17 protein-coding genes are annotated in these 17113 nt (G+C 71.3%); 6 read left to right on the forward strand and 11 right to left on the reverse strand.

Translation table 11 applies throughout. The features are described from left to right. Positions 1 to 17 precede the first annotated feature (17 nt). The gene (locus tag AB0D74_RS08855; RefSeq protein WP_362582032.1) at positions 18 to 476 is read left to right on the forward strand and encodes a hypothetical protein; all 459 of its coding nucleotides are present in this window, start codon (positions 18 to 20) and stop codon (positions 474 to 476) included. On the opposite strand, the gene AB0D74_RS08860 is transcribed toward AB0D74_RS08855, so the two are convergent. Together AB0D74_RS08860 and AB0D74_RS08865 are read right to left on the reverse strand one after the other, a co-directional pair. Further along, positions 463 to 1065, reverse strand: a complete 603-nt coding sequence (locus AB0D74_RS08860; RefSeq protein ID WP_362582034.1) for a TetR family transcriptional regulator — start codon at positions 1063 to 1065, stop codon at positions 463 to 465. The two genes, AB0D74_RS08855 and AB0D74_RS08860, sit on opposite strands and share 14 nt — an antisense overlap. Positions 1066 to 1091: 26 nt before the next feature. Next, the gene (locus AB0D74_RS08865) at positions 1092 to 2114 is read right to left on the reverse strand and encodes an aldo/keto reductase (RefSeq protein ID WP_362582036.1); all 1023 of its coding nucleotides are present in this window, start codon (positions 2112 to 2114) and stop codon (positions 1092 to 1094) included. A 167-nt stretch (positions 2115 to 2281) separates the two neighbouring features. Between AB0D74_RS08865 and AB0D74_RS08870 the strand changes: the two genes are divergently transcribed. Continuing rightward, the gene (locus AB0D74_RS08870) at positions 2282 to 3328 is read left to right on the forward strand and encodes a chitinase (protein ID WP_362582038.1); all 1047 of its coding nucleotides are present in this window, start codon (positions 2282 to 2284) and stop codon (positions 3326 to 3328) included. Between the two features lie 491 nt (positions 3329 to 3819). Here the strand turns inward: AB0D74_RS08870 and AB0D74_RS08875 are convergent, their stop codons facing one another. After that, positions 3820 to 5202, reverse strand: coding sequence for a glycine--tRNA ligase (locus AB0D74_RS08875; protein ID WP_362582040.1), 1383 nt, complete (start codon positions 5200 to 5202; stop codon positions 3820 to 3822). Positions 5203 to 5353: 151 nt separating this feature from the next. Between AB0D74_RS08875 and AB0D74_RS08880 the strand changes: the two genes are divergently transcribed. The 4 genes from AB0D74_RS08880 to AB0D74_RS08895 all read left to right on the forward strand — a co-directional run bounded on the left by AB0D74_RS08880 (position 5354) and on the right by AB0D74_RS08895 (position 8463). Beyond that, positions 5354 to 6313 carry a metal ABC transporter substrate-binding protein gene (locus AB0D74_RS08880; protein WP_362582042.1) on the forward strand — a complete coding sequence of 320 codons (960 nt, stop codon included), beginning with the start codon at positions 5354 to 5356 and terminating at the stop codon, positions 6311 to 6313. A gap of 11 nt (positions 6314 to 6324) precedes the next feature. Further along, positions 6325 to 7089 carry a metal ABC transporter ATP-binding protein gene (locus AB0D74_RS08885; RefSeq protein WP_362582044.1) on the forward strand — a complete coding sequence of 255 codons (765 nt, stop codon included), beginning with the start codon at positions 6325 to 6327 and terminating at the stop codon, positions 7087 to 7089. Then, complete coding sequence (locus AB0D74_RS08890; RefSeq protein ID WP_362582046.1) at positions 7089 to 7991, forward strand: metal ABC transporter permease; 903 nt, start codon at positions 7089 to 7091, stop codon at positions 7989 to 7991. The genes AB0D74_RS08885 and AB0D74_RS08890 overlap by 1 nt, the downstream gene beginning before the upstream one ends. 61 nt (positions 7992 to 8052) lie before the next feature. After that, entirely contained in the window at positions 8053 to 8463 is a 411-nt protein-coding gene (locus tag AB0D74_RS08895) for a transcriptional repressor (protein WP_362582048.1), read from the forward strand. 255 nt (positions 8464 to 8718) lie between these two features. Here AB0D74_RS08895 and AB0D74_RS08900 read toward each other — a convergent pair whose 3' ends face one another. The 8 genes from AB0D74_RS08900 to AB0D74_RS08935 all read right to left on the reverse strand — a co-directional run bounded on the left by AB0D74_RS08900 (position 8719) and on the right by AB0D74_RS08935 (position 17111). Next, positions 8719 to 10071 carry a histidine-type phosphatase gene (locus AB0D74_RS08900; protein ID WP_362582050.1) on the reverse strand — a complete coding sequence of 451 codons (1353 nt, stop codon included), beginning with the start codon at positions 10069 to 10071 and terminating at the stop codon, positions 8719 to 8721. Between the two features lie 90 nt (positions 10072 to 10161). Further along, positions 10162 to 11001 carry an isoprenyl transferase gene (locus AB0D74_RS08905; RefSeq protein WP_362582052.1) on the reverse strand — a complete coding sequence of 280 codons (840 nt, stop codon included), beginning with the start codon at positions 10999 to 11001 and terminating at the stop codon, positions 10162 to 10164. Positions 11002 to 11044: 43 nt separating this feature from the next. Then, on the reverse strand, positions 11045 to 11794 hold the full coding sequence (recO, locus tag AB0D74_RS08910) for a DNA repair protein RecO (RefSeq protein WP_293989183.1): 750 nt from the start codon (positions 11792 to 11794) through the stop codon (positions 11045 to 11047). Positions 11795 to 11843: 49 nt separating this feature from the next. After that, on the reverse strand, positions 11844 to 12059 hold the full coding sequence (locus tag AB0D74_RS08915; protein ID WP_351954944.1) for a hypothetical protein: 216 nt from the start codon (positions 12057 to 12059) through the stop codon (positions 11844 to 11846). 123 nt (positions 12060 to 12182) lie between these two features. Beyond that, a complete protein-coding gene (locus tag AB0D74_RS08920; protein ID WP_362582054.1) occupies positions 12183 to 13109 on the reverse strand; it encodes a dihydrodipicolinate synthase family protein in 927 nt (308 codons plus the stop codon). After that, positions 13109 to 14116 (reverse strand): ABC transporter ATP-binding protein, encoded by a 1008-nt coding sequence (locus AB0D74_RS08925; protein WP_362582056.1) that lies wholly within the window; start codon positions 14114 to 14116, stop codon positions 13109 to 13111. Before AB0D74_RS08925 ends, AB0D74_RS08920 begins: the two co-directional genes overlap by 1 nt. After that, positions 14113 to 16155 carry a dipeptide/oligopeptide/nickel ABC transporter permease/ATP-binding protein gene (locus AB0D74_RS08930; RefSeq protein ID WP_362582059.1) on the reverse strand — a complete coding sequence of 681 codons (2043 nt, stop codon included), beginning with the start codon at positions 16153 to 16155 and terminating at the stop codon, positions 14113 to 14115. Before AB0D74_RS08930 ends, AB0D74_RS08925 begins: the two co-directional genes overlap by 4 nt. Beyond that, positions 16152 to 17111 carry an ABC transporter permease gene (locus AB0D74_RS08935; protein WP_362582062.1) on the reverse strand — a complete coding sequence of 320 codons (960 nt, stop codon included), beginning with the start codon at positions 17109 to 17111 and terminating at the stop codon, positions 16152 to 16154. Before AB0D74_RS08935 ends, AB0D74_RS08930 begins: the two co-directional genes overlap by 4 nt. Positions 17112 to 17113: the final 2 nt, after the last annotated feature.

Consider the following 17113-nt stretch of genomic DNA (forward strand, 5'->3'; position numbering starts at 1 on the left):
TCGACAGGAGTACTTCCATGCACACCACCCAGCGCCAGATCTTCCGGGCCCTCGCCGCCGGTGCGCTCTCCGTGGCCCTGCTGTCGGCCGGTTCCGCCGGGGCCTTCGCCGCCGAGGCCAAACCGGCCCCGTCGCCCACCATGACCGCCAAGCCGCACATGAGCTCCAAGCCGGAGCCGAAGCCGAGCCCGACCACCGCGGCCTCGATCTCGGCCAAGGCGAACACGACCTCGGTCAAGCCGGGTGACTCGGTGACCTTCACCGGCCGCACCTCCGGCCTGAAGGTCGGCTGGCCGCTGGTGCTCCAGCACCAGAAGGACGGCAAGTGGATCCCGCTCAAGGCGACCGCGAAGGTCAGGAACGGCAGCTCCTACTCGCTGACCGGGAAGCTCAACAACCCGGGCACCGAGCACCTGCGGGTCGCGGCGGTCGGCAAGAAAGTCTACTCCCCGACCGTGACGGTCAACGTGGGCTGAGGCCGCGCAGCAGCAGCTCCACCAGCGACCCGAAGTCCGCCTCGGCCTCCGGCCGCACCCACTCCCGCGCGTAGCCCGGGTCGTGGAAGCGGCCGGTGGCCTGGAAGACGGTCCGGGCCGCGGCGGCGGGGTCGGGCACGGTGAAGACACCGGTCCCGGCCCCGTCCGCGATGATCGCGGTCAGCTGGCCGGTCAGGTCGGCGATGTGCTCGGTGACCGCCGGGCCGTTCTCGTCGACCAGCACCATGTAGGTGGCGAACAGCTCCGGGTCGGCGCCCGCCTTGCGGCGCTTCGCGTCGAACAGGGCCCGCAGCCAGTCGCGCAGCCGGGCCGCCGGCTCCCGGTCGCCGGCCGCGATGCCGGACAGCTCCGCCGAGGTGCGGTCCAGCCACCGCTTCGTCACCGCTTCGCGCAGCGCCGCCTTGGTCCGGAAGTGCCGGTAGACACTGCCGTGGCTGACACCGAGCGCGCGGGCCACGTCCACCACGGTGGCCTTGGCCGGGCCGTGCCGGCGCAGCACCTCCTCGGTCGCCTCCAGGATGCGTTCGGCGGTCAGGGCCGGGGTCGGGGTCGGGGACGTCGCTGCCATGGCCTAGACGGTACCTGGCGCCGCGGTCAGTGCTCGGTGCCGAGATGGCTCATCTGCGCGGCCGGGTAGCGGGTGCCCGCCGCCGCGTCCGCCGGTACGGCCTCCTCGATCGCCGCCAGGTCGGCCGCGTCCAGGGTGACGTCCAGCGCGCCCAGCGACTCGGCGAGCCGCTCGCGGGTGCGGGCGCCGACCAGCGGCACGATGTCGTCGCCGTGCTGGGCGCCCCGGGAGAGCACCCAGGCGATGGCGATCTGCGCGACCGTCACGCCCTTCTCGTCGGCGATCTTGCGCAGCGCCTCGACGAGGTCGAGGTTGTGCCGGAGGTTGTCGCCCTGGAAGCGCGGCGAGAAGGCCCGGAAGTCGCCCGCGCCGAGCTGCCGGTCGCGGGTGAAGTGGCCGGAGATCAGACCCCGGGAGAGCACCCCGTACGCCGTGATGCCGATGCCCAGCTCGCGGGTGGTCGGCAGGATCTCCCGCTCGATGTCGCGGGTGATGATCGCGTACTCGATCTGGAGGTCGGAGATGGGGGCGATGGCGGCGGCCCGCCGGATGTTGGCCACGCTCGCCTCGCTGAGGCCGATGTGCCGGACGTGCCCCTTCTCGACCAGTTGGGCGATGGCGCCGACGGTCTCCTCGATCGGCACGTCCGGGTCGACGCGGGCGATCCGGTAGACGTCGATGTGGTCGACGCCGAGGCGCTGGAGGGAGTAGGCGGCGAAGTTCTTCACGGCGGCCGGGCGGCCGTCGTAGGCGTTCCAGCCGCCGTCCGGGTCGCGCAGGGCGCCGAACTTGACGCTGGTCAGCGCCTTTTCACGGAGTCCGGCGGGGGCGGTGCGCAGGGCCTCGCCGATCAGCATCTCGTTGTGGCCCATGGCGTAGAAGTCGCCGGTGTCGAGCAGGGTCACGCCGGCGTCGAGGGCGGCGTGGACGGTGGCGATCGACTCGGCGCGGTCGGCCTCGCCGTACAGCGCGGACATGCCCATGCAGCCGAGGCCGAGGGCGGAGACCTGGGGGCCGGTGGATCCGAGGGTGCGGGTGTGCGTCGTCATGGCTCCACCTTGGCATGACAGCTGACAGATTTCAATATCTGTCATTCCATACCTGTCACCCCTTCCCGCGGAATGGTCCAGACCTATTGACGAAAGGTCTGGACCGCGCGCACTGTCATGCCTACGACATTCGCGCGCCGCGCCCCGACCCCACCGGGAGGCCCCGCATGATCCGCCGCACCCTCGCCCTGCTCGCCGCCGCGCTCACGACCGCGGCACTCACCCAGCTCCCCGCGGCCGGCTCCGCCTCGGCGGCCGACACCTGCGCGGTCAAGTCCCGGCCCGCGGGCAAGGTGCTGCAGGGCTACTGGGAGAACTGGGACGGCTCCGCCAACGGCGTCCACCCGCCGTTCGGCTGGACCCCGATCACCGACTCCCGGATCGCCGCCCACGGCTACAACGTGGTCAACGCGGCCTTCCCCGTGATCCGTTCCGACGGAACGGCGCTGTGGGAGGACGGCATGGACACCGGCGTGAAGGTGGCCACGCCCGCGGAGATGTGCGCGGCGAAGGCCTCCGGCCAGACGATCCTGCTGTCGATCGGGGGCGCGGCGGCGGGCATCGACCTCAGCTCGGCCGCGGTGGCCGACCGGTTCGTCTCGACGATCGTCCCGATCCTGAAGAAGTACAACTTCGACGGCATCGACATCGACATCGAGACGGGCCTGGTGGGCAGCGGCTCGATCACCCAGCTCTCCACGTCCCAGGCCAACCTGATCCGCATCATCGACGGCGTCCTCGCCCGGATGCCGTCCGGCTTCGGCCTCACGATGGCCCCGGAGACGGCGTACGTCACCGGAGGCAGCATCACGTACGGCTCGGTCTGGGGGGCCTACCTGCCGATCGTCAAGAAGTACGCCGACAACGGCCGGCTGTGGTGGCTCAACATGCAGTACTACAACGGCAGCATGTACGGCTGCTCGGGCGACTCGTACGCGGCCGGTACGGTCGCCGGCTTCACCGCCCAGACCGACTGCCTCAACAAGGGTCTCGTCGTGCAGGGCACGACCGTCAAGGTCCCCTACGACAAGCAGGTCCCGGGCCTGCCAGCCCAGTCCGGCGCGGGCGGCGGCTACATGTCCCCGTCCCTGGTCACCCAGTCCTGGAACCACTACGGCACGTCCCTCAAGGGCCTGATGACCTGGTCGATCAACTGGGACGGCGCCAAGAACTGGACCTTCGGCAACAACGCAAAGTCCCTACAACACCGCTGACCCCTGGCGGACCGGCGCGGGCCGGTGGACCCCCGCGGGCCGGTGGGGGCCGATCGCGCAGTTCCCCGCGCCCCTCAAGGTCGGGCGCCGTCCCCGGCGGTCACCACGCGCCGCCGCTTCACACCAACCCGCCGCGACGGTGATCAACCACGGCGGCGGAATCCGGCGGTGCCGGACCCGTGGATCCCCGCGGGCCGGTGGGGGCTGGTCGCGCAGTTCCCCGCGCCCCTGAGGGCGGCGGGCCTCGCCGGCATCCACAACCCACCGCCGCTCCACCCTCGTCCCGCCGCGACGGTGATCAGCCACGACGGCGGAGACCGGCGGCGCCGGACCCGTGGATCCCTGCGGGCCGGTGGGGGCTGGTCGCGCAGTTCCCCGCGCCCCTGAGGTTGGGTGCTGTCCCGGTGCTCGGAGCGCGTCGGTGGCCCGGACCGGAACGCCCACCCTCCAGCCGAGCGAGTCGGGTGGGAGGGTGGGCGGAGAGGGGGGAGCTAGCAGCCGAGGAGGCGGCCCGCGAGGTAGCCCTCGATCTGGTCGAGGGAGACGCGCTCCTGCTTCATGGTGTCGCGCTCGCGGACCGTGACCGCGTTGTCCTCGAGGGTGTCGAAGTCGACGGTCACGCAGTACGGCGTGCCGATCTCGTCCTGGCGGCGGTAGCGGCGGCCGATCGCGCCCGCGTCGTCGAACTCGATGTTCCAGTTCTGGCGGAGAGCCTGGGCGAGGCCCTTGGCCTTCGGGGAGAGCTCGGGGTTGCGGGACAGCGGCAGGACCGCGACCTTGACCGGGGCGAGGCGGTGGTCCAGGCGGAGCACCGTGCGCTTCTCCAGCTTGCCCTTGGCGTTGGGCGCCTCGTCCTCGACGTAGGCGTCCAGGAGGAAGGCGAGCATGGCGCGCCCGACACCGGCCGCCGGCTCGATGACGTACGGCGTCCAGCGCTCCCCGGCCTCCTGGTCGAAGTAGGAGAGGTCCTGGCCGGAGGCCTTGCCGTGGGCGTTCAGGTCGTAGTCGGTGCGGTTGGCGACACCCTCCAGCTCGCCCCACTCGTTGCCGCCGAACTGGAAGCGGTACTCGATGTCAGCGGTGCGCTTGGAGTAGTGGGAGAGCTTCTCCTTCGGGTGCTCGTACCACCGCATGTTCTCCTCGCGCAGGCCCAGGCCGGTGTACCAGTTCCAGCGCTGCTCCATCCAGTACTCCTGCCACTTCTCGTCCTCGCCCGGCTTGACGAAGAACTCCATCTCCATCTGCTCGAACTCGCGGGTGCGGAAGATGAAGTTGCCGGGCGTGATCTCGTTGCGGAAGGACTTGCCCATCTGCGCGATGCCGAACGGCGGCTTGCGGCGCGAAGTGGTCTGCACCTGGGCGAAGTTGGTGAAGATACCCTGCGCGGTCTCCGGCCGCAGGTAGGCGACGGAGCCGCTGTCCTGGGTCGGGCCGAGGTGGGTGGAGAGCAGACCCGAGAACTGCTTGGGCTCGGTGAACTGGCCCTTGTTGCCGCAGTTGGGGCAGTTGACGTCCGCGAGGCCGTTCTCCGGGAGACGGCCGTGCTTGGCCTCGTACGCCTCCTCCAGGTGGTCCGCGCGGAACCGCTTGTGACAGGCGGTGCACTCGGTCAGCGGGTCCGTGAAGGTGGCGACGTGACCGGAGGCCACCCAGACCTCGGGGGCCAGGATGACGGACGAGTCGAGACCGACCACGTCCTCGCGGGACGTCACCATGTAGCGCCACCACTGGCGCTTCAGGTTCTCCTTGAGCTCGACACCCAGCGGCCCGTAGTCCCAGGCGGCACGCTGGCCACCGTAGATCTCACTGCACGGGAATACGAAGCCACGGCGCTTGCTCAGGCTGACGATGGTGTCGATCTTGTCGGCGGCCACGGTGCTCTCTTCATTACGACGACGGGCGACGAAGCAAAGACGCTTCAGAGCGAATGCTTCAGCGTACCGGCGGGGCCTCCCCCTCAACCAAATCGGTTCCCCTCCAGAGGTTTGTTGACAACGGTTTCCATATTTGTTGAAAATGACTCTCATGAACGTACGACGAGGCCTCATACCCGCCGCCGCCGCGGCCACCGTCACCGCACTCGGCCTGGCCACCCTCACTGCCTGCGGCGGCGACGCCACGGCGGCCCAGACGGGGAAGTTCGACGTCGTCGCGTCGTTCTACCCGATGGCCTACCTCGCCGATCAGATCGGCGGCAGCCACGTCCACGTCACCAGTCTCACCCAGCCCGGCCAGGAGCCGCACGACCTGGAGATCAGCCCCAAGCAGATCATCGGGATCGAGAAGTCCGACGCGGTCCTGTACCTGAAGAACCTCCAGCCCTCCGTCGACGACGCGGTCGCCCAGTCGTCGGTCGGGACGAAGATCGACGCGGCCTCCCTGACCACGCTGGAGCAGCACGGCAACGAGGTCGGCGGACACGCGGCCTCGCACGACGCCTCCAAGAACGAGGAGCTGTCCGGCCTCGACCCGCACATCTGGCTGGACCCGGTGCGCTACGCCCAGGTCGCCGAGGGCGTCGGCAAGGCCTTCTCGAAGGCCGACCCGGACCACGCGGCCGACTACCGGAAGAACACCGCGGCCCTGGTGAAGAAGCTGGACGCGCTGAACGTCCGGTTCAAGGACGGTCTCGCGGACACGAAGTCCAAGGTCTTCATCACCACCCACGCGGCCTTCGGCTACCTCGCCGAGCGCTACGGCCTCACCGAGGAGGCCATCAACGGCCTCGACCCGGAGTCCGAGCCGAGCGCCGCCCGCGTGAAGGACCTGGAGACCATGGCGAAGGCCGACGGCGTCACCACCGTGTTCTACGAGACGCTCGTCAGCGACAAGACCGCCAAGACCATCGCTTCCGACGCCGGGCTGAAGACGGACGTCCTCGACCCGATCGAGGGCATCACCGCCAAGTCCCGCGGCAAGGACTACTTCGCGGTCCAGGAGGCCAACCTCAAGGCGCTCCAGCAGGCACTGGGCGGCGCGAAGTGACAGGAGACGAGATGAGCGGCGAGCCCGTCATAGCCCTGCGCGGCGTGAGCGCCGAGCTCGGCTCGCGCCCCGTCCTGCGCGGCATCGACCTCACCGTGCACCGCGGTGAGGTCGTCGCGCTGCTCGGCGCGAACGGCTCCGGCAAGTCGACCGCGATCCGCACGATCGTCGGCCAGGTGCCGGCCAGCGGCGGCGAGATATCCCTGTTCGGCATCCCGCGCCGTACCTTCCGCGACTGGTCCCGGATCGGCTACGTCCCGCAGCGCACCACCGCCGCGGGCGGCGTCCCCGCCACCGTCACCGAGGTCGTCTCCGCCGGCCGCCTCTCCCGCACCCGCTTCGGCGTCTTCCGCAAGGCCGACCACGCGGCCGTACGGCACGCCCTCGGCCTGGTCGGCATGGCGGACCGGGCCAGGGACAGCGTGGAGGCGCTCTCCGGCGGCCAGCACCAGCGGGTGCTGATCGCCCGCGCGCTGGTCGCCGAGCCCGAACTGCTGATCATGGACGAGCCGATGGCGGGCGTCGACCTGGCCAGCCAGGAGATCCTCGCGGCGACCCTGCGCGAACAGGTCGCCCAGGGCACCACGGTCCTGCTCGTCCTGCACGAACTGGGCCCGCTGGAGCCGCTGATCGACCGCGCGGTCGTGCTCCGCGACGGCTGCGTGCTCCATGACGGCCCGCCACCGCGCGCGGTCGGCCAGCACGCCCTGCCCGGCCACGACCACGTCCACCCCCACGACGAGCACACACCACTGCGCACGGGACTGCTGAGCTGATGGACTTCCTGAACTACGCCTTCATGCAGCGGGCCCTGCTCGCCGCCGTCCTGGTCGGCATCACCGCCCCCGCCGTCGGCATCTACCTGGTCCAGCGCCGCCAGGCCCTGATGGGCGACGGCATCGGCCACGTGGCGATGACCGGCGTCGGCCTCGGCTTCCTCCTCTCCACCTCCCCCGTCTGGATGGCGACGGCGGTCTCCGTCCTCGGTGCCGTCGTCATGGAGCTGATCCGCTGGTACGGCCGCACCCGCGGCGACATCGCCCTCGCCATGCTCTTCTACGGCGGGATGGCCGGCGGCGTGATGCTGATCAACCTCGCACCGGGCGGCTCCAACGCCAACCTGATGTCGTACCTGTTCGGCTCGCTGTCGACGGTGTCGGAGTCGGACGTGACCGCGATCTGCGTGCTGGCCGCCTTCGTCCTCCTGGTCACCCTCGGTCTGCGCCGGCAGCTGTTCGCGGTGAGCCAGGACGAGGAGTTCGCGCGGGTGACGGGCCTGCCGGTGCGGGCGCTGAACCTGCTGACGGCGATCACCGCGGCGGTCACCGTGACGGTCGCGATGCGCGTCGTGGGGCTGCTCCTGGTCTCCGCGCTCATGGTCGTCCCGGTCGCCGCCGCCCAGCAGCTGAGCCGCAGCTTCGCGGCCACGTTCGCGATCGCCGTCGCGATCGGTGTGACGGTGACGATCGGGGGCACGATCACGTCGTACTACCAGTACGTCCCGCCGGGCGCGACGATCGTGCTGCTGACCATCGCCGCGTTCATCGCGCTGAGCGTGCTGGCCACCCCGCTGGCCCGCCGACGCGCCCGCGCGGCTGCCGCGCGGCGCCCTGCGGGGGATCCGGCGGAGTGCGCGATTCCGGCCGGCCGGGGGGCCGCCGACGAGGTCGGCGTCTGAACGCCCTCGGCCCGGGCTGGCACAATGGCCCGGCAGAGGCAGTGACGTGAGGAGGCAACCGGTGACGACCGCTGGACAGCCCGTGAAGGGCCGCTCGACCCGTCAGCGGGCGGCCGTGGCGGCGGCCCTGGACGAGGTCGAGGAGTTCCGCAGTGCGCAGGAACTGCACGACATGCTCAAGCACAAGGGCGACTCGGTCGGCCTGACCACGGTCTACCGCACGCTCCAGAACCTCGCCGACGCCGGCGAGGTGGACGTCCTGCGCACGTCCGAGGGCGAGTCGGTCTACCGCCGCTGCTCCACCGGCGAGCACCACCACCACCTGGTCTGCAGAGCCTGCGGCAAGGCGGTGGAGGTGGAGGGGCCGGCGGTCGAGAAGTGGGCGGAGGCCATCGCCGCCGAGCACGGGTACGTCAACGTCGCCCACACCGTGGAGATCTTCGGCACCTGCGCGGACTGCGCCGCAGGCTGAGCCGGTTTTCGTCCGCGGGCCGGTGGGGGTTGCTCGCGCAGTTCCCCGCGCCCCCAAAAGACAAAGACCCAGCCGCAGGCAGCCGCTCCGCCGCGGGCCGGTGGCGGCTGAGCGCGCAGTTCCCCGCGCCCCTTGCGGGGCGCTGACCCACCGCATCCTCCTGGCTGCGGGCAGGCGTGCCGCAGGGCGGCACGGGTGGGCGCGGCGGCACCCTGCAAGCGCAGGTAAGCGTCCCCGCCCCCGCCCAGCCCCGGGTCAGCTTCGGTCGAAGCAGTGTTCCAGTTCGTTGAGGTTGTAGAACTTGGAGCCCTTCTTGATCGGGTGGCAGTCCGCCTTGAAGGGGATCTCCTTCTCGTTGTAGAGCATGCGCACCAGGTAGTCGTCGCCCTTCTTGAAGACGTCCCACTGGATGTTGGAGGCGAGGGAGGCGGTCTCGGCGCCGCGCCAGGGGTTGTTGGCGTAGGTGTAGTCGGCGCCGGGGGTGGCGGGCTTCTCGCTGCCGGGGAGCTGCATCAGCGCGGCCAGCGGGATGATCTCCTCGGCGTGGGTGAAGCGGAGTTCGGCGCCGAGGGTGCTGGTGCCGTCGCGCTTCGCCTCGACCTGCTTGAAGAGGTCGTCGAGAAGGGGCTGGGCCATCTTGTAGGTGATGTCGCTGTCCGAGAAGCTCGGGCCCTTCTCGTAGAAGTCCTCGGCGTCGCTGAGGTAGCCGAACCAGGCCGCGTCGCGCGGCGCGATGTAGCGGTCGAAGTCCCAGCCCTTGCCGTCCGCGCTCTCCTCGCTCATCGCGGGCGCGATGGCGTAGAGGTTGTAGACAGCGGTGGCGGCGGTGATGTCGTCGGCGGTGGAGGCGAACTCGCCGTTCACGATGCGCTGGACGAACGCCGGCTTGAAGATCCTGCCGAGGACCCGCGCGGCGGCCCGGTGCGTGGCCGGCTGGTCGGTGATCGACTTCAGGGTGGTGGCGAGACGCTCGTCGGACGCGAGCCACTTCTGGTAGTCGGCGCCGCCGGACGACTTGTGGAAGTAGAGGAGGTTCTTGTCGACACGGGCGGTGCCGAGGGAGGCCTTCAGCGCCGGGTCGGCGTCGGTGAGGGCGGTGGAGAAGACCGTACCGCTGTCCACCGCGCGGCCCTGGCCGGAGCTGACGACGTCGATCTTCTCGCCGTTCGCGGCGATCGAGGAGAAGAGCGACGGCAGGCGCTTCTCCAACCGGACGGCGGTGGCGCGGAGTTCGTCCTTGCCGCGACCGCTGAGGTTGCCGTACCCGATCGCGCTCATGGCCGCTTCCAGCGCCTGGACGTCCGGGCCGAACTTCTTGCCGCGCGCGGTGAGCTGGCCGTCGGCCTTCGCCTGGTTCCAGAGCGCGAGGATCGTGTCGCCGTCCTCGCCGTCGGTGGCGGAGCGGGAGCCGTGCCGGGAGACGTTCTCGGTGAAGACGGCGGTGTAACCGGCCGGCGGCTGCTGGTAGGTGCGCGGGTTCTGGCCGGGGGCATAGACGGCCTTGGTGCCGTAGCTGTCGCGGTGGGTGAGCCCGGTGTCCGTGGCGTGCGCGGGGAGCGCGGTGAGGAGCAGGGCACCGAGCGAGAGGACGGGGATGACGCGCTTCATGAGGACCGTTCCAGAGGCGGGGGACCGGGGGGGGTGGCCAGCGATGGATCTTCCGCATCCTCGACGGCCCTCATGAACGGCGGATGGCTGTCAGTTGCCCTCCTGGTTGCCCTCCATGGCCAGCAGCTCCTCGTTGGGGATCGCCCCGCCGAACCGCCGGTCGCGGGAGGCGAATTCGAGGCACGCCCGCCACAGGTCGCGGCGGTCGAAGTCGGGCCACAGCACGTCCTGGAAGACCATCTCGGCGTAAGCGCTCTGCCAGATCAGGTAGTTGGAGGTGCGCTGCTCGCCGCTGGGCCGCAGGAACATGTCCACGTCCGGCATGTCGGCGTAGTACATGTGCTTCTGGATGGTCTTCTCGGTGACCTTCGACGGGTCGAGGCGGCCCGCCTTCACCTCCTCGGCGATGGCCTGTACCGCGTCGGTGATCTCCGCCCGGCCGCCGTAGTTCATGCAGAAGTACAGGGTGAGCAGGTCGTTGTCCTTGGTCTGCTCCTGGGCGACCTGCAACTCCTTGGCGACCGACTTCCACAGCCGGGGCATCCGGCCCGCCCAGCGCACCCGGACACCGAGCGAGTCGAGCTGGTCGCGGGACTTGCGGATGAAGTCGCGGTTGAAGTTCATCAGGAAGCGGACCTCTTCGGGCGAGCGCTTCCAGTTCTCGGTGGAGAAGGCGTACAGGGAGATGTTGCGCACGCCCATCTCGATCGCGCCCTGGAGCACGTCGAGGACCTGCTCGGCGCCGACCTTGTGGCCCTCGGTGCGCGGCAGCCCGCGCTCCTTCGCCCAGCGGCCGTTCCCGTCCATGACGATCGCCACATGGTTCGGGACCAGTTCGCCCGGGAGCTTCGGCGGGCGGGCGCCGGACGGGTGCGGTTCCGGCGCCGTGTACTCGCGGCGCTGACGCCCCAGGATCCCGCGTACGACCATGTGCTTCTCGTCTCCCTCTGGCTTTTCCCGCTAGCTCTTCCCGCTAGCTCTTCTCCACGTACCTGAGCGAGCGCAGCCCGCGCTCCAGATGCCAGTGCAGGTAGGCCGACACCAGCCCGCTGCCCTCCCGGACGTGCCGGGCCTCGGCCGCGTCCGCGGTCTCCCAGTCTCCCGTAAGCAGCGCCCCGAGCAGAACCAGGGTCTGCGGCGAGGGTACGACGCTGCCGGCCACCCGGCAGTCGACGCAGACGCTGCCGCCGGAGGCGACCGAGAAGAAGCGGTTCGGTCCGGGCATGCCGCACCTGGCGCAGGCCTCGAAACTCGGCGCGTAGCCGTTGACGGCGAGGGAGCGCAGCAGGAAGGCGTCGAGGACGAGGTGCGGGGCGTGCTCCCCGCGGGCGAGGGTCCGCAGGCCCCCCACGAGCAGCAGGTACTGCTGCACGGCCGGCTCGCCCTCGTGGTCGGTGAACCGCTCGGCGGTCTCCAGCATGGCTGTCCCGGCGGTGTACCGGGCGTAGTCGGTGACGATCCCGCCGCCGTACGGCGCGATGGTCTCGCTCTGCGTGCACAGCGGCAGGCCGCGCCCGACCAGCTCGCTCCCGCGGGCGAAGAACTGCACGTCGACGTGGGAGAAGGGTTCGAGCCGGGCCCCGAACTTCGACTTCGTCCGCCGCACCCCACGGGCCACCGCGCGCACCCGGCCGTGCCCGCGGGTGAGCAGCGTGATGATGCGGTCCGCTTCACCCAGCTTCTGGGTGCGCAGCACGATGCCGTCGTCGCGGAACAGGCTCATGGGCCCATTCTGCCCTGCCGCCGCACGGGGGCGCCGGGCAAGGCGGCCCTCAGGAGGCCTCGCCGCGGCTGCGGGCGTTGGCGTGGGCGGTGGCCGCGCCGAGCCGTTCGGCCTGGGTGGCGACGCGTACGGCGTCCGGGGGCGCGTCCCACTCCCGTCCTCCCCCGTACGGCCGCAACTGCACGTAGGGGCCCTCGTGGCCCATGACGATGCCCAGCCGTCCGGTACGGGTGTCGACGGCACAGGAGCCGATGGGGAGGTTCATCGCGTTCACCTCACCTGGCTCCCCCGCCCCTGGGAATTTCACGCTTCGCATCACCGGTGTGGCGCTGCGTGCCTAGACTCGGCCGGAGTCTGTCCCACCACGCGCGGCGGGCCGGGGCGGTTCCTACATCAGTCCCGCACCCGCGAGGTACTTCGCCACGCACTCGGTCTCCTCCTGCGACAGGGGCACCTGGGGCTCGGCGGTGGCGGGGCAGTCGATCACCCCGCGCAGGTGCAGCGCCGCCTTGAACGCGCCCAGCCCCGCCGAGCCGGCGCCCATCCGGGCCGGGTCCCCGACAGCGGTCATCCGGAAGAGGCCGCAGAGCCGCTCCTGCTCGGCCCGGGCCCGTTCCCAGTCGCCCGCGCGGCAGAGCCGGTCCAGGCGGACGTACCCGTCCGGGTCGACGTTGGCGAGCCCCGGGACCGCCCCGTCGGCGCCCAGCGCGAGGGCCGAGTCGACGGTCAGCTCGGACCCCGTCAGCGCGCTGAAGCCTGCCAGGCCCCTGCTGCCGGTGACGACCTCGCGGAAGCCCGCCAGGTCGCCGCTGGAGTCCTTCAGCCCGGCCAGCACCCCGGCGGCGGCGAGTTCGAGCACCAGGCCGGCGGGGAGCTTGCTGTGGACGGCGACCGGGATGTCGTAGGCGATGACCGGGACCGGCGACCGCTCGGCGACCAGCCGGAAGTGGCGGGCGATCTCGGCGGGGTGGGTGCGGGTGTAGAAGGGGGCGGTGACGACGACGGCGTCCGCACCGGCCGCGGTGACGGACGCGACGTGGTCCAGGACCCGGGGGGTCGTCATGTCGACGACGCCCGCCAGGACCGGGAGCCGGCCGGCCACGTGGGCGGCCACCGTCTCGGTGACCAGCCTGCGCTGCCGGTCCGTCAGGTAGGCCACCTCCGAGGTCGAGCCCAGCACGAACAGGCCGTCCACCCCGGCCGCCGTCAGATGGTCGACGAGCCGCCTGAGGGAGGCGACGTCCACCTCGCGGTCCGGTGTCAGGGGCGTGCAGACGGGCGGTACGACACCGGTCAGCGGGATGGGCAGCGTCATCAGGGCTCCCTGGGCAGGCTGTGGCTCGGCTGGTCCTCCTCCACAGGATGAACGGGGTGGTGGCAGCGGTAGCGGTGACCGGGCCGTGACGCGGCCGTGAAGTCAGGCATGCGGAGGGCACAGTCGTCGTCCGCCCGCCAGCAGCGGGTGCGGAACGGGCACCCGGACGGCGGCCGGGTCGCCGAGGGCACCGGGCCCGTGAGCGGGATCGGGTCGATCGGGTTCAGCAGGCCCGGAGTGGCCGAGAAGAGGGCCCGGGTGTACGGGTGCCGGGCGTGGCCGGTGACGTCGGCGGCCGGGGTGTCCTCGACGATCCGGCCCAGGTACATGGTGATCACCCGGTCGCTCATCCGCCGTACGGTCTGGATGTCGTGGGAGACGAAGACCATGGCGAGGCCCAGGCGTTCGCGCAGGTCGAGAAGGAGGTTGAGGATCTGGGCGCGGACGGAGACGTCCAGGGCGCTGGTCGGTTCGTCCGCCACCACCAGGTCGGGGTCCAGGGCGAGCGCGCGGGCGATCGCGACGCGCTGCCGCTGGCCGCCGGAGAGCTGGCCGGGCAGAGCCTCGGCGAGCGCCCGGGGCAGCCCGACGAGGCTCATCAACTCCCGCACCCTGTCCTCCCGTTCGGCCTTCGTGCCGCGCTCGTGGACGTCCAGCGGGTCGCGCAGGATGCGGCGGACGGGCAGGCGGCGGTTGAGGGCCGTCGACGGGTCCTGGAAGACCATGCCGGTGCTCGCGCCGACGGTCGTCCGGCGTTCGCCCGGCGGCATCGTCCACAGGTCGCGGCCGTGGAAGGTGACCGTGCCGGCCGTCGGCCGCTGGATGCCGACCAGGACCTTCGCCAGCGTCGACTTCCCGCACCCCGACTCGCCGACCACGCCGACCGTCTCGCCGGGTGCCACGGTGAGGTCGGCGCCGGTCAGCGCGTACACCCGGTCCCGGCCGAACAGGCCTCCGCCGCGGGCCCGGTGGACCACGTCGACACCGGTCAGCTCCACCGCGCTCATGTCACCGCCTCCGTGCTCGCCGCCAGGTCGACGGCCGGGTGGTGGCAGGCCGCGGTGTGGGTGGGGGTGCCGGTGAGGCCGGGTGGTGTCGTACGGCAGACGTCGGTCGCGGCCGGGCAGCGGTCGCTGAAGCGGCACCCCGCGGGGAAGTCGGCGGGGGACGGGACCACGCCCCTGATCTGGGTGAGCCGTTCGGCCCCGGACTCCAGCGACAGCACGCTGCCGAGCAGGCCGCGCGTGTAGTGGTGGGTGGGGGCGCCGACCAGTTCGGCGGTGACGCCGGTCTCGACGATCTGGCCGCCGTACATCACCACCACCCGGTCGGTGACGTCCGCGACCAGGGCGAGGTCGTGGGAGACGAGGATCAGCGCGAAGCCGAGTTCCTCGCGGAGGCGGAGCAGGAGTTCCATCACCTGGGCCTGGACGGTGACGTCGAGGGCGGTGGTGGGTTCGTCGGCGATGATCAGGCGGGGGTCGCGGGAGAGGGCCATCGCGATGAGGACGCGTTGGCGCTGGCCGCCGGAGAGTTCGTGGGGGTAGCTCCGCAGTGTGCGGGGTGGGTCGAGGCCGACGAGGGTGAGGAGTTCGGCCGGGGTTTGGTGGCCGCCTCGTCTTGTCAGCTGTTTGAGCTGGGCGTTGACCGTCATGGACGGGTTCAGGGAGGAGAGGGCGTCCTGGTAGACCATCGCGAGCTCGTGGCCCAGGAGGCGGTGGTGGGGGGTGGTGAGGTCCGTGGGCGGGTGCGGGTGGGTGGGGGTTGTTCGCGCCCGCGCGGCGGCAGCCGCATATTCAGTACAGCCCCGCGCCCCTTTGGGGCGCGTTCCCTCACCGGCGTGGAAATCGATTCGGCCCGCTACCCTTGCCGACTTCGGTTGGAGGCCCATGATCGTGAGGGCCGTCAGGGATTTGCCGCAGCCCGACTCGCCGACCAGGCCCAGGACTTCACCGGGGTGGACCTCGAAGTTGATGCCGTTCACGATGTTCACGCCCCGGTGGCGGTCCGGGAAGGCGATCATGAGGTTCTCCACGGACAGGACCGGTGGGCCGTCGTGGGAGGGGAGCGGACGGGCGCGGGCCCGGAGCCGTTCTGCCGCCTCGGTCAGGGACGGCAGCTCCGGGGCCTCCCCCGGCGCAAGCACCTCCACGGGCTCCGTCGGCTCCACTTCCCTCCCCGCCGGTGACGCCCACGCGTCCGAGACGCCCTCGGAGAGGATGTTGAGGGAGAGGACCGTGAGGAGGATGAGCAGGCCGGGGAAGAGGGTGGCCCACCAGCCGCCGGTCAGGACCATGTTCTTGCCGTCGGCGATGACGCTGCCCCAGGACGGGTCGGGGGGCCGTACGCCCGCGCCGATGAAGGACAGGGACGCCTCGAAGACGATGGCCTCGGCGACCTGGACGGTGCAGAAGACGAGGACGGGGGCGAGGCAGTTGACCGCCACGTGACGGATCACGATGTGCGGGGTGCGGGCGCCGATGACACGCTCCGCGGTGACGTAGTCCTCGCCGTACTGGTCGAGGACGTTGGCGCGGACGACCCTCGCGACCGGTGGGGTGAAGAGGAAGGCGATCGCGCAGATCAGGACCGTGATGCCGCCGCCGAAGACGGCGACCAGGACGGCGGCGAGGGCGATGCCGGGGAACGCCATCACCACGTCCAGGCAGCGCATCAGGGTCTCGTCGACGGCCTTGCGGGAGGTGGCCGCGAGGGCGCCGAGAAGGGCGCCGGCGACCAGGGCGAGGCCGGTCGCGCCGAGGCCGATGGCGAGGGACCAGCGGGCGCCGTACACGAGCCGGCTGAGGATGTCCCGGCCGAGGCTGTCCTGGCCCATCCAGTGGCCGGCGGAGGGGTGGCCGGTGCCGTCGGCGGGGGCCTGCTGTGCGAGCGGGTCGTCGGGGGCGAGGAGGGGGGCGAGGACCGCGACCAGGACGATCACGGTGAGGAAGGCGAGGGCCGTCTTCGACAGCGGTGACAGTCTGCGCAGCCGTACGCCGGGCCGGGCGAGGGCGGCGGTGAGGGCCGCGCGGGTGAACGTCGTCATGTGGCCTCCCTCAGGCGCGGGTTGACCAGCAGGTAGAGGATGTCGATGACGAGGTTGACGACGACGAAGCCGGTCGCGGTGGTGAGGACGACGCCCTGGACGACGGCGGGGTCGCCGTTCTGCACGGCGTCGATCATCAGCTTGCCCATGCCGGGCAGGGCGAAGACGGTCTCGATGACGACGGCGCCGCCGAGCAGGTAGCCGACCCGCAGGCCCAGCACGGTCAGGGGGTTGACCAGGGCGTTGCGGAGCACGTTGCGGCCGACGACGACGTGGGGCGGCAGGCCGCTGCCGATCGCGGTGCGGACGTAGTCCTTGTCGAGTTCCTCGACCACCGAGGTGCGGACGATCCGGGTGAGCTGGGCGGCGACCGGGAGGGAGAGCGCGAGGGCGGGCAGGGCCATGGTCTTCAGCCAGCCGGTGACGGAGTCCTCGGGGTTGATGTAGCCGCCGGACGGGAACCAGCCGCGGTCGACGGCCAGGTACTGGATCATCAGCAGGGCCAGCCAGAAGGCGGGGGCGGCGACGCCGACCAGGGAGAGCACGCGGATGACCTGGTCCGGCCAGCGGTCGCGGTGGATGGCCGCGGTGACGCCTCCGGCGAGGGCCAGGACGACGGCGATGCCGAGGCCGAGGAAGGTCAGCTGGAGGGTGAGCGGCAGGGCGGTGAGGACCTGGTCGAGGACCGGGGTGCGGGTGAGGGCGCTGGTGCCGAGGTCGCCGTGGAGCAGGCCGCCGACGAAGTGGACGTAGCGCAGGGGCAGCGGGTCGAGGAGGCCGTTGCGTTCACGGAAGGCGTGGAGTTGCTGCGGGGTGGGGTTGGCGCCCTGGAAGAAAGCGGACGCCGGGTCGACGTCGGAGAACCGCATCACCAGGAACACGAACAGGGCGATGCCGAGCAGCAGGGGCACCAGCAGGGCGGTGCGGCGCAGCAGGATGCGCAGGACGGCGGTCATGC

This window comes from Streptomyces sp. NPDC048278 (assembly GCF_040652195.1).
Lineage (GTDB): Bacteria > Actinomycetota > Actinomycetes > Streptomycetales > Streptomycetaceae > Streptomyces.